Here is a 12,304-nt window from a genome sequence, read left to right as displayed (position 1 = left end):
GCTTTATTGTTTAGCGGGTTAGGCATCAAATTCATCAATTTTTAACAAGGAATGTTCAATGAAAAAGGTTTTATCTTTAGCGTTTATCTCATTAACTCTAGTCGGCTGTAATGGTAATAGCGATGACGAACAACCATGTGGCGAAATCACGCTGCCTGTAATTGTTCCTGCTATTCGAGTGAATCTATTCGACATTAATGAGCAAGCACTAAATGCATGCGATGCAATATTAACCATTACTAACTCTTCGGGAACAGAAGTAGTGTACGGCTCTGCTTTCAATAATTGCGAAGAAGAATTTAGCCTTGATGGTGGTTTCAATTTAGAGGAGCACGACTTCCTGATTGAAAAAGCGGGTTTTGTAAACCAAGAATTTAGTAATATCTCGCCCATAGAAACACGTTGCGCATACGAAACCATAGAGATAGACGTATTTTTAGAGGCTAATTAACGGTGTTCAATTTGTAATTAAGTGCGTCACGTTACTTTCTGTCATCCTTTGTTGGGTGTTTATAGCACACATTTACGGTAAATTAAGCTCACACTACTTGTAACCTTAGTTAGGACAACAACTTATTATGGCTTCTATCCTTACCCCTGTCGTCGCCCATATCTTTTGGTGCGCACTTCTTTATGCATTGCTAACTGTGGCACGTGCGCCAGCTGTGTGGGGAGTAGGGCGCAAAGTTGATGGAAGCAATCCATTTCAAAACATCCAAACCAAAATAAGTGCTAATCTGACGAATCAGTTTGAATGGCCGGTATTTTTTCATGTGCTTTGCGTAATGCTTTATCTAGAACAAAGCGCTGTAACAAGTACCATGATGCTAATGGCATGGGCATTTGTTATAGGTCGAGTTCTACATAGCCTTGTTCAAATTTGTAGTAGCAACGTTCGGATTCGCGGGCTAGTGTTTACTATTAATTTCCTTGCTGTGATAGCCATGTGGATTTTGTTTTTATTTAAATTGTAGGGTGATTATTGTTTTTTAAACGCTTCTAGCGTGCATTTGCAGGTAAGTAAAACAATTTACAAAAGAAGGAGTTTGGGAAAACGTGGCACAGCTTGTATTTGAAAACACTACTTTAAACACACCGTCACTCATACTTGCGCCGCTTACATCAGCGCATAAAAGCGATTTATTAAAAGCTGCAACTGACGGCGAGCTATGGAATTTATGGTTTACCAATGTACCCAGTGAAAATACAATCGACACTTACTTTGAAGCTGCATTAGAACAGAGAGAAGCCGGTACTTCTTTACCGTTTGTCGTTCAGCACAAAGCGACGGGAGAAATAATTGGTACCACGCGCTTTTGTAACGCTGATTTGAAGAACAAGCGTTTAGAAATTGGCTACACCTGGTACGCTAAAAGTTATCAGCGTTCTTCGGTTAACACAGAATGTAAGCTAGCTATGCTTACGTATGCATTTGAAACCTTGCAAGTTATTGCTGTTGAGTTCAGAACTCACTGGCATAACCAGGTCTCTAGAAACGCAATTTTAAGGTTAGGGGCAAAACAAGATGGCGTATTACGACAGCATCAACAGCAGGCCGATGGCGCATACCGCGACACGGTGGTATTTTCTATTCTAAATAGCGAGTGGCCCACCGTTAAAAAAGGCTTAATTCACAAGCTTTCATATAATACTAACACCCACGAAGAATAGCTTTACAACCCTATCGCTGCTAAAAAACGTTGCGTTTTAAATAATGATCAATGATTACCAACAAGGAAACAATATGGACTTTTTTCTAAACATTCTTATTTGGGTTGGGGTTGTTATATTCGCCGTGTTTTTTATTGGCTTTTTGGCAGCAGTAAAATTAAATAAACGCCAGGACGATAATGATCAAAGCACCAAAAATAAAAACCCAAATAACTAAAACCAGAATGATAAAAACTAGAATAAATGAAGCTTGATTAAAAAAGCCTGACAGTAGAATAATTAGAACTAACATCGGTTTATACAATGTACCTTCCTAAAAACCTTACCATGACGCCAAATTCTGCTGTGCGAAGCTTTATCTCTCAGTACAATTTTGGCGCGCTTATTACTAGCGACTTACGCACAACGCAACTGCCTTTCATGGTGGAAGAACGAAAAGATGGCAGGCTTGTGCTTACTGCGCATATGGCGAAAGCCAATAGCCAGTGGAAACAGTTTGAGAGCTCTGCTGATTCAAAGGTAAACGCCAGCGTCTTATTCGCAGGTCCTCATGCCTACATTTCACCTACTTGGTATCAAAGCCGCCCAGCAGTATCTACATGGAATTATGCTTCTGTTCAGTGTTTTGGGTCGGTTACATTATTAGATGAAGCGGCAACGCTGGATGCAGTGTATAAACTTACGCAACAGTTTGAGCCTTCTCTTGAAAGGGGAGCTAAAGCCATAGAAGCATTAATGCCTGAAGAGTATGTAAACAAACTAATTAAAGCTGTGGTTGGCTTTGAAATGGTGGTTGAAACAGTAGAAGCAAAAGAAAAACTGGGGCAACACAAAAGTAATGTTGATCAAGCTTCTGTTTTTAATGCGCTAACAAAAAGCGAAAGTTTAGATGCTCAAGCGTTAGCGGCCTATATGGTGAAAAGAAATACGGGTACTGGACAGAGCTGATAATAAGTACTTCTTCAAAATTTAAATAACCCCTTTTTGAACATTTCCTCGTTTAGTCATAAACAAGAAGGGGAAATGCTATGTTACTAACACTTCAACATGCTTCAAATGTTGCTCCGTCGTCACCTTGGCTTTCGTTGTCTCAACGGTTAGTTAAGGCGTTCTCTTTAGGCACCGCTGGTTTGGTGATAACTGTTGCGCTTTTCGTTTTGATGGCGCGTTTAATTGAGCAAGACAAAGTATCGGTAGAGAAGGTACAACCTGTACATTTAGACCCCATTATTTATCAAGCAGAAGATGAGACCACCGTTGTAAGGCCAAAGATTAAGCCCATAGAGCAGGTGATAAAAACGCCGCCAGTACAAAAGGTTGAGACTAACCCTGAACCTAATGACACATTAAACAATGTAGCCATGTTCACTCATGTACCTAACACTAATTTAGACATTAAGATTGGGTTTAATGGGGCTCAGGGTAACATGCAGGCGTCTCCACAATTTCGCGTCGACCCTACATACCCACCTGAAGCGTCTAGGAATGGAACAGAAGGATGGGTAAAACTTGGCTTTACAGTAAGTGCCAGTGGTGCCGTATCAGATATAGAAGTACTAGAGTCGCAGCCTGCGAGAGTGTTTGATAGAGCGGCAAAACGAGCGCTTAAAAAGTGGAAATATAAACCTAAGTTAGTTGACGGTAAGCCTGTTAGTCAGACAGGTATGATCGTAGTATTAGATTTCAAGCTAGAACAATAAGGAAGAAGCCTATGAGCATAGGCGCAAGCTTACAGGGTATTTTTCGTCGCTCGGCTAGTACGAGCGACAATATAAAGCATACAGCCACTACCAATTCGTTAGGATTAAGCGAAAGGTTAATGGTGCAATATCGCGATACACAAAGCGACCAGGCGCTGTCATCGCTTTTCGATTTGCACAGTAACAAGCTTTATTACTTTTTACTGGTAATGTCAGATGCTGCTACAGCTGAAGATATAGCGCAAAAGGTATGGGTAACGGTAATTGAAAAGCGTCACCAATTTGTGAATGCAGACAATTTTCAAGCGTGGTTATTTACCATAGCGCGTCGGGCTTTAATTGATGAATTTCGTCGAAATGCCCGAATAGATTACGACAGTGACGCAGTGAGTAAAGCGCCCAGCGATAATATAGATATAGGCGAAACGCTCACTAAAAGCGAAGCTATCCATTCGTTGTTGTGTGCACTGCCACTTAAACAGAAAGAAGCGCTTTCGTTGCAGCTTGAAGGGTTTTCTTTAGAGCAAATAAGCGCTATTTGCCACGTACCAAGAGAAACAATTAAAACACGCTTGCGCTATGCGCGCGAAACTCTTAAAAAAATGACGGAGCGTGATTAGCATGTCTATGTCAGATAAAGAATTACAGGACGCTTTTAAACAAAATCAACAAGTGCACAATGCCCCAAGGGCGCTTAAGCAGTCTGTTATGCAGCATCACATGGCGAAAAAAGCACAGCAACAAAGCGGGTTTTCTCACGCTGTAGAACTGTTGGTTATATGGTTTCATTCATCATCTGTAAGATTTGCTGCATTAGCTGTTGCCATGGTTGCGTTGTTTGGCGTTTATGGCGCGGGTAAATGGCAGATGGCCAACTTTTCATCGTATGATGCTCGCAACAACCCCGATATAACAACGGTAAGTATTGTTAATTACCACGGTTACGATGCTGAAGCTGAGCGTTTCAAAACCGATTATTTCAATACAGAGCGAGATAACGCTGATAAGCGCAGAGCAAAGTTTAACACCTACACGGATAACTATTTTTCTAGCCAAGCGTTAGCGCAAGCCGTAAGCGTGCAAAATGCTACGCTTTATGCCAATAACGGAAGTTGGACACTGCTTAATTGTAACAAAGAAAGCGTGGTGATTTCTGAAAGTATCGTAGCGAAACTGAGTATTGCAAACCGTATTTCAAGCGATATAGCCGTTGGTACCAGTGTGGCACTGGCGTTTGATTCACAAGGTAGAATAACGTCAATTCGCTCGGCGCCGAAGGCGCTTATGTGTTAACACTAGCGGTTTACGTGGCTAGAACGCTTAACAAGGTGCGTACCAATAGCACCTTGTTGGTATTTTTTTAGCTCAATTAAGCTTAGCGTCATTAAGCAGTACTTAACACTATTGAGTCGCGCTATTTTTCTAAGTCGTGAGCTCTGAATGCATTAGGCAGCAATTCACCAATTGTCGTGTTATAGGTTTCGCCTTGCTTACTCACCATGGTAACCGGCGTGTCATCAGTGGCAAATTCAGCAATTTTCTGTCGGCAACCACCGCAGGGAAAACAAAACTCTTCGTTTGGGCTTGCAATAACAATGTGTGAAATGCGTTTATGACCTTGAGAAACCATGTTGCCTATGGCTGTAGCTTCGGCGCATTGTCCTAACGGAAACGCTGCACTTTCAACATTACATCCTGCAAAGGTCTCGCCCGTAGGTGTAATGACAGCGGCACCAACTTTAAAATTGGAATAAGGAGAGTGGGAGTTTTTCTGTGCGTTGAACGCTAAAGCCGAGAGTTGTTCAATATTATTTTTGTTCATGGCTACCTTTGTTATCCGCCCAATACGCTTTACTTTTCTTACTAAATGCGAGAAGGTTGGCGGCAATATCGCCGCAACAAATGTATACTTTGTATTTAGACGGTCTTTTCTCTTTTTATAGAATGCTTTTTTACCATGTGCAGAAACGTTAGTCTCATCTTTTTTTCTTTATTTGCTGCTATTTTAAGCGGTTGCGCGCAAACAGTGCCTGTGGCAGAAAGGCCACAGATGGGAAACCTTTTATTAGCCGAACCTGCACCCATTAACCCGCGTTCAGAAATGGCAATTGCGCGCTACAACCAGGTGCTTAGCAGTACGGCATTGTCTGATGAAGATAAAGCGGAACTGCACTTTCAGCGCGGTATGCTTTACGACAGTGTTGGTTTAGGTGGTTTAGCGCAATTCGACTACAGCCAAGCAATTAATTTTAAGCCCGATCTTGCTGAAGCATATAACTCGCTTGGCATTCACTACATACAGCAAAGCGATTTTTTACAAGCGTATGAAGCGTTTGATTCAACGTTGGAAATAAACCCAGAGTATGACTTCGCGTTTTTGAACCGCGGAATTGCTTTGTATTATGGTGGCAGAGCAGAACTTGCTACTACCGACCTAGCCGCGTTTTTAGAAAAAGACGAATCTGACCCGTTTAGGGCTTTGTGGTCGTACTTTGCTCACCACGACGTATCGCCGGAAGAAGGGCAAATATATTTAGCCACTATTCGCCCAAGTTTAGATAACAGCCATTGGGCTACTACACTCACCGATCTGTTTCTTGGGGTTGTAGACGAAAACGACGTACTTAATTCTCTTCTTGTAGGCGTGAGCAGCCAGAAAGAGCTTACTGATAGATTGTGTGAAGCTTATTTCTATTTGGGTAAATATCATACGCAAAATGGAAATAGTGGCATTGCGTCTAACTACTTTAAGCTTGCACTTAGTACCAATGTGTTTGATTACGTTGAACACCGCTACGCGCGAATGGAACTAAATAGGTTGCGAGAGCGCGCAAATACCGAAAAAACCGCAGACAGTGCAACAGAGTAAGCACTAAGTACCATGCGCGGCCTATTCCTAGCAGTTTTTGCACTGCTTATTGTTGCAGGCGATAGCGGCCGCTTCTCGCCTCAACTTGTTCATAATGCATCCGCTGTTCTAAACCAGTCAAAAGCTGAGCGACAGCAAGTAAATAGCGCATTAGCGATGCTGTGGGATGCGTCGATGCAGGGAAGTGAACAAGGACAGTCGTTACTGCTTTCTACTTTTCAAAATGCCTACAACACGAACTTTGAAAACAACAGCATAAATCAAGAAGATGCCAGTTACTGGCTTGAAAAGCTTGTAAGGCTTGAAAATGCTGACGCGGCTTGGTTGCTGTATCAAATGTTAGGTGAAGAGGGCGCCTCTAAACGATTTATGCGATTGGCGGCCATAGGCGATGTTGCTGAAGCACAGCTGGCTTTTGCTATGTCTTCTGATTCGCCTGAAAAACGCGAAAAATGGTTAGTACGTGCTGCTTCACAAGGCTATGTACCGGCTCAAGCTGCGCTAGCCGACTGGTATTTGCTGCATGGGAAACAGCAGTTAGCAAAACCGCTGCTGGCGGCTACCGCAGAATTAGATATGCAAAGCGCGTTTAAATACGGTCGCTTACTTTGGGACGAAGAAAATGTAGATGAAGCCAAAATACATTTTTCTCGAGCAGCGAAGCTTGGTCACCAGCAAGCCAATCGTGCCTTATCGGTTATAAACAGATACAAGCAATACTCGCCTTCGAACCTGCCAACAATAAGTTGGGCATCTGTCTCTAGTACTGCCAGTGAGTGCCTGCAACGTATTCAGCCCTTCGCAACCAGCCTAGCAACCATTATTAGAGCAGATAGTTTGTATAATGACTTTGTTAAAGATACCCGATTATCATCGCTACCGATTTGTATCGCTCCGCCAATTTGGCTAAAAAATGACGTGCTTTCCTGCAGTGCTAATTTTAAGAAAAGCGGCGTTCTAGGCTGCGATGTTGCGCCGCTGGCAATTGCAGCAAAACAGCGCGAGTTTAGTCATGCAGTAGTGGTTAGCGAGCAGGGCAAGGCAAACGTTCAAAATGGCGTTATGTATTTGGATATTAGTGACGCTTATTCAGTGTTTGTACATGAACTTGCTCACTTCTCTGGCTTTGCTGATGAATATCCCATCGGCCGAGGTATGGCAAGAAAGCTGTGCGACGAAGATGGTATTGAAGACTTTGTGCCACCCAATGTTATTGTTGATAGTGAGTATTGGTATTCCCCGCACAGCACCGTTGATAAGTGGTTGAGCATAGATCCTGCTACCATTATTGCACCAGCGAAAACATGTATGGTACTTGGTAAAAACAGTTATAAGCCAAGCAGGCGTATAACGTTTATGGAGCACCATGACAGTGGCGTTATTCCACCGCTTTATCTGGTGTTATGGCGTGAACAGCTGAAAAAGCAAAATTCGCAGCGTCCTATTTCAATGAACTTTTTTCAGGTGTTTCACCAAAAGGGCAACCAAAAAGAAGCTGCCCATTGGTTAGAAGAATATGAGGCGTTTGTTGGTGAGTAGTGTGTTGTTAATGCTTAGGGTTTGGCTAAGGTATTTTTCAATTCATTCACCCACATAGACGTAGCGCCACAAATGGCGACGGGCATCACAATAAAGTTCACTACGGGAATCAGTGAAAACACATTCACCATCATTCCAAATGTCATTGCCTTTCCTTTGTGTTCACCTAGGTGCATGCGCATTCGCGTAAAGTCGACTTTATGGTTGTCGTAGGGGTAATCGCAATACTGAATGGCCATCATCCACGCATTAAATAAAAACCACAGCACTTGCCCAATAATTGGCAGCAAGAAAAACAGCAATAAAAAGCCGATAGCGCGGGGTAAATACCATGCTAATTTAGACACTTCTCTGCCTATTGTTCGTGGTATGTCTTTAATCAGCGCCATAACGCCCTCATCGCCTAAATCTTGCCCAGTGAGATGACGCTCAACTTTTTCAGACAAAACGCCATTAAATGGGGCTGCTATCCAGTTTGCTAACGTCCCAAACACAAGCGCGAAAATCAACAATACACTTATAACCGCTAGCGGCCATAGAATGAAAGATATCCCCGTTTTTATCCAGCCTAGCCAGTCTGGTACCAGGTTTATGACATAGGTAATTCCTACTTCGATTTGTCCGAACAAGAAATAAAATGCTACAGAAAACAACAAAAGGTTGATGGTGAGAGGCACAAAAACAAAGCGTTTGAGGCCCTTTGTTTTAATGAGTGAGAAACCTTCGAAAAAGTAATGTACACCACCTGCGCTCATATAAACTCCTTGCGTCAGATACGTTTGAAAATGTAAAACTTGGTTGCTTACTGTACCATTTTAATAGGGAAAGGCGTGACACTGAAATGGCAATTGTTACAAGCTGTTAGATTTGATAGAGTCGAGTAATAATAACAAAAGAAAAATTTTTGTGACGCTAACGTTTTCTCTCCATTGTCATAACACACGATACCCCTGTAATGTTGCGGTAGTCTTCGCTGTTTGCGCAATTATATATATAGGAGTGATTGCGTGAGACTAAAAAAAATAAAGCTAGCGGGCTTTAAGTCTTTTGTTGAGCCAACCTCTATTCCTTTTCCTGGGGAAATGACCGCCATTGTTGGGCCCAACGGTTGCGGAAAATCAAATGTAATAGACGCCGTTCGTTGGGTGCTAGGTGAAAGTTCAGCTAAGAACTTACGTGGCGATGCGATGACGGATGTAATTTTCAACGGTTCGTCAAGTCGAAAGCCTGTTGGTCAATGTAGTGTAGAGCTGGTTTTTGATAATAGTGCCGGTCGTATTGATGGCGAATATGCTAAATATAATGAGCTTTCGGTAAAGCGTCTGGTAACACGCGATGCTCAATCTAACTACTTTTTAAATGGTACTAAATGTAGACGTCGCGATGTAACCGACCTTTTCTTAGGTACAGGCCTCGGGCCGAGATCTTACGCCATTATCGAACAGGGCATGATTTCACGCTTAATCGAATCGAAACCGCAAGAATTGCGTGTATTCATTGAGGAAGCGGCGGGGATTTCTAAATACAAAGAGCGCCGAAGAGAAACTGAAAATCGTATAAGGCACACACACGATAATCTTGACCGTTTAAATGACGTTAGGGATGAGCTAGGCAAACAACTTGAAAAACTACAACGCCAAGCTGCCGCTGCAACGCGCTATAAAACGTTAAGGGCTCAAGTTCGAGAACTGAAAGGCCAACTTGCTGCAATACGCTTCCTTAAAAACAGCGAGCATATTGAAACGCTTCAAAAGCAGCAACAAGCACTGCAGCTAGAGGTAGATGATTTAACAGCACGATTACAAGGCGATGAAGCCGGGCTTGAAACCTACAAAACACGTCAGGTTCAAACTAAACACGATATTGACGACCTGCAGCAGCAAATATTCACCACCGGAAATGCGATAACGCGGCTTGAGCAAAATGCATTACATGCAAAGCAGCGAAAAAGCCAAGTTGAACAAGAACTCCAACGTATTGATGAGCAGCATACGGTACTGAACGCCACCATTGTGGAAGCTGAAGATGCGCTTTCAGTATCAGAAACCGCGCTCATTGCTATTGAACCTGAACTGGCCTTGAAAGAAGCTGAACTAGAACATGCTAGAGAGCGTTTTGACGATGCTGAACAAGGGCTGCGAGAATTTAACGCCAAAGCGCGTGAGCAAGAACTAACCTATAATCAGCTTCGTCAAAATGTGCAGCAGTGCCATAGCCAAGTTCAGTCGACCATGAGTATGCAGCTTCGTACTTCACAGCGAATCAGTGAGCTTCAAGAAGAAATTAAACAGCTTGATGACGATGAGCTAGCAATACAAATTGAAGTGTTGAGCGAGCAAATAGCAGAGACAGAGCAGCTTGTTCATGCCAAACAAGCGCTTGTTAACAAAGAAAGCGACACGGTTAACAACGAAAAAGAAAAGCTCAAGACTTTAGAAAATACGATTAGAGAAATACACGGTAAGTGGCAGACGGCAAACTCGACAAAGTCTGCATTGGAGGCATTGCAGCAAGATGCTCTGCAAGTCACTTCACAGCATGCCACTGAAGGCTTTGATGGTATTGCACCCTTATGGCAGCACCTTAAGTCCTCAGACGAGCTTGCTCCTTGTGTGGAATCAGTACTTCGTTACTTACGAGAGCCATGTGTGGCGATAACGCACAGTGTTTCAGATTTGCTTCAAAGTATCTCATCAATACCGGCTGGTACGCCGTTATATGCCAGCAAAACGTTTATTCAAGACGCTGACGAGGGTACCTTAGCTAACGCGCTATTAGCCTTTAATGATTCGGTTCCCGCATTATTTAACAGCATTAAGTTATTTGAAAACGACGATGACTTGCGCGCAGCAACCAGTGCATTAGAAAAAGACATTACAGGCACTCATGTAAGTTTGCTTTCTAATACCGGGTTGTGGTCTAGCCCTCATTGGGTGCTGAAGCCGGGAGAGGTGAACGATGGTGCATTGCAACGAGCAAACAAAATTGAAGCGCTAAATGCACAAATTAATGACATTGATGAGACAAAGTCGGCATTAATTGAGGAACGCGAGCAATGTGAGTTGCAATGCGAGGCGCTGAGTGAGCAGTTGCAAGAAAAGGTGCGTGCACTTAACGAATTGGAAGCATCACTGACGCAGCTTAAAAACAAGCTGTCTTTGCTTACTATGCAACAAGAGCAGCAGGCATCGCGCAGCACTAAACTGAATGATGAACTTGAAAAGCAAACGTTACTGCTCGCCAAAGAAGAAGAGCAGCTAGCGCAGCTTTCCGAGAAGTTAGAGCTTGAAGAAGCGCAAATACTTGAACACGAAGTGCATATCGAGGAGGTAAATACAAAGCGCGAGTCGTTAGAGCGCAGCGTGTCGGAGCTTCGAGCATTAAGCGATTCACTTACGTCACAAAATCATGAGCTAGCGCTTAAGAAACAGCAGCTAGATAACCATCAGCAAATGTACTCTAAGCAACTTGAACGCAATAAAGCGCAGCGAGAAGAGTATATTCAAAACAAAGAGCGCCTTCAGCAAGAGCTTAATCAGTTAACCGCACCACAAGAAATACAAGAGGCAGAGTTACAGAATCTATTGGCTGAAAAAGAAACGTTTGAAGCGCTGCGTATAGAAAAACAAACCGTACTTGAAGATATTGAAGCTTGGTTGAAAGAAGCTGAAAAGGGAAATCAATCGCTTACCAAAGACATTCAAGCACGACAAACCAATATCGATAAGCTCAATATTGATATTGAAGGGTATCGAGTGCGCGCGAACACCATTTTAGAGCAGCTAGAAGATACTCAGCAGTCCCTTAAAACCATTCTTGAAAGTCTGCCAGAAGAAGCTGAAGAGCAAAAATGGCAAGAGGATTTGGAGCGCACGCAAAGTGCACTACAACGTTTGGGGGCAGTGAACTTAGCTGCCGTTGAAGAGTTTGAAACACAATCTGAAAGAAAAGCGCATTTAGATACGCAACATAACGATTTAACGGAAGCGCTTGAGACACTTCAATCGGCTATAAGAAAGATAGATAAAGAGACTCGCACTCGTTTCTCCTCAACCTTTGAACAGGTAAACGAAGATTTAAAAATGCTGTTTCCAAAAGTGTTTGGGGGCGGCTCTGCGTATTTGGCATTAACCGATGACGACTTACTCGAAACCGGTGTAACCATAATGGCGCGACCACCAGGTAAGAAAAATAGCACTATTCACCTTTTAAGCGGTGGAGAAAAAGCATTAACCGCTTTATCATTGGTGTTTGCTATTTTTAGATTAAACCCAGCACCGTTTTGTCTGTTGGATGAAGTGGATGCACCACTGGATGATGCAAATGTGGGGCGTTTTTGTAACTTGGTTTCAGAAATGTCGCAAACAGTGCAGTTTATTTATATCACCCACAATAAAATAGCGATGGAAATGGCGAGTCACCTTACTGGGGTAACCATGGCAGAACCGGGCGTGTCGCGCATGGTTGCTGTTGACGTAGATGAAGCTGTTGCCTTCGCAGAAGCATAACAAAGGGCGAAAGAAAT

12 protein-coding genes are annotated in these 12,304 nt (G+C 42.9%); 10 read left to right on the top strand and 2 right to left on the bottom strand.

Annotated features, from left to right (window positions below; all coding sequences use genetic code 11):
* Positions 1–58: 58 nt before the first annotated feature.
* From ACGHAV_RS02345 to ACGHAV_RS02315, 7 genes are all read left to right on the top strand, one after another.
* On the top strand, positions 59–451 hold the full coding sequence (locus tag ACGHAV_RS02345; protein WP_390375876.1) for a hypothetical protein: 393 nt from the start codon (positions 59–61) through the stop codon (positions 449–451).
* A gap of 127 nt (positions 452–578) precedes the next feature.
* On the top strand, positions 579–974 hold the full coding sequence (locus ACGHAV_RS02340; RefSeq protein ID WP_390375873.1) for an MAPEG family protein: 396 nt from the start codon (positions 579–581) through the stop codon (positions 972–974).
* 82 nt (positions 975–1,056) lie between these two features.
* Positions 1,057–1,671, top strand: a complete 615-nt coding sequence (locus ACGHAV_RS02335) for a GNAT family N-acetyltransferase (protein WP_390375870.1) — start codon at positions 1,057–1,059, stop codon at positions 1,669–1,671.
* Between the two features lie 303 nt (positions 1,672–1,974).
* Positions 1,975–2,619, top strand: coding sequence for an FMN-binding negative transcriptional regulator (locus ACGHAV_RS02330; protein ID WP_334014295.1), 645 nt, complete (start codon positions 1,975–1,977; stop codon positions 2,617–2,619).
* A gap of 80 nt (positions 2,620–2,699) precedes the next feature.
* Entirely contained in the window at positions 2,700–3,371 is a 672-nt protein-coding gene (locus tag ACGHAV_RS02325) for an energy transducer TonB (protein ID WP_390375867.1), read from the top strand.
* An 11-nt stretch (positions 3,372–3,382) separates the two neighbouring features.
* Complete coding sequence (locus ACGHAV_RS02320; RefSeq protein WP_390375864.1) at positions 3,383–3,991, top strand: RNA polymerase sigma factor; 609 nt, start codon at positions 3,383–3,385, stop codon at positions 3,989–3,991.
* Between the two features lies 1 nt (position 3,992).
* Positions 3,993–4,664 carry a hypothetical protein gene (locus ACGHAV_RS02315; protein WP_390375861.1) on the top strand — a complete coding sequence of 224 codons (672 nt, stop codon included), beginning with the start codon at positions 3,993–3,995 and terminating at the stop codon, positions 4,662–4,664.
* 121 nt (positions 4,665–4,785) lie between these two features.
* Here the strand turns inward: ACGHAV_RS02315 and cdd are convergent, their stop codons facing one another.
* Complete coding sequence (gene cdd / locus ACGHAV_RS02310) at positions 4,786–5,193, bottom strand: cytidine deaminase (protein ID WP_390375858.1); 408 nt, start codon at positions 5,191–5,193, stop codon at positions 4,786–4,788.
* Positions 5,194–5,328: 135 nt separating this feature from the next.
* Between cdd and nlpI the strand changes: the two genes are divergently transcribed.
* Both nlpI and ACGHAV_RS02300 read left to right on the top strand, forming a co-directional pair.
* Positions 5,329–6,240, top strand: coding sequence for a lipoprotein NlpI (gene nlpI / locus ACGHAV_RS02305; protein ID WP_390375854.1), 912 nt, complete (start codon positions 5,329–5,331; stop codon positions 6,238–6,240).
* A 12-nt stretch (positions 6,241–6,252) separates the two neighbouring features.
* The gene (locus tag ACGHAV_RS02300; protein WP_390375851.1) at positions 6,253–7,779 is read left to right on the top strand and encodes a sel1 repeat family protein; all 1,527 of its coding nucleotides are present in this window, start codon (positions 6,253–6,255) and stop codon (positions 7,777–7,779) included.
* Positions 7,780–7,793: 14 nt separating this feature from the next.
* Here ACGHAV_RS02300 and cysZ read toward each other — a convergent pair whose 3' ends face one another.
* Positions 7,794–8,534 carry a sulfate transporter CysZ gene (gene cysZ / locus ACGHAV_RS02295; RefSeq protein WP_390375848.1) on the bottom strand — a complete coding sequence of 247 codons (741 nt, stop codon included), beginning with the start codon at positions 8,532–8,534 and terminating at the stop codon, positions 7,794–7,796.
* Positions 8,535–8,786: 252 nt separating this feature from the next.
* Between cysZ and smc the strand changes: the two genes are divergently transcribed.
* On the top strand, positions 8,787–12,287 hold the full coding sequence (gene smc, locus ACGHAV_RS02290) for a chromosome segregation protein SMC (RefSeq protein WP_390375845.1): 3,501 nt from the start codon (positions 8,787–8,789) through the stop codon (positions 12,285–12,287).
* Positions 12,288–12,304: the final 17 nt, after the last annotated feature.

Source organism: Alteromonas sp. MTD1, from assembly GCF_042848195.1.
Lineage (GTDB): Bacteria > Pseudomonadota > Gammaproteobacteria > Enterobacterales > Alteromonadaceae > Alteromonas.
Note: the sequence above shows the minus strand (reverse complement) of the source record. Positions and strands in the feature narration are given on the sequence as shown.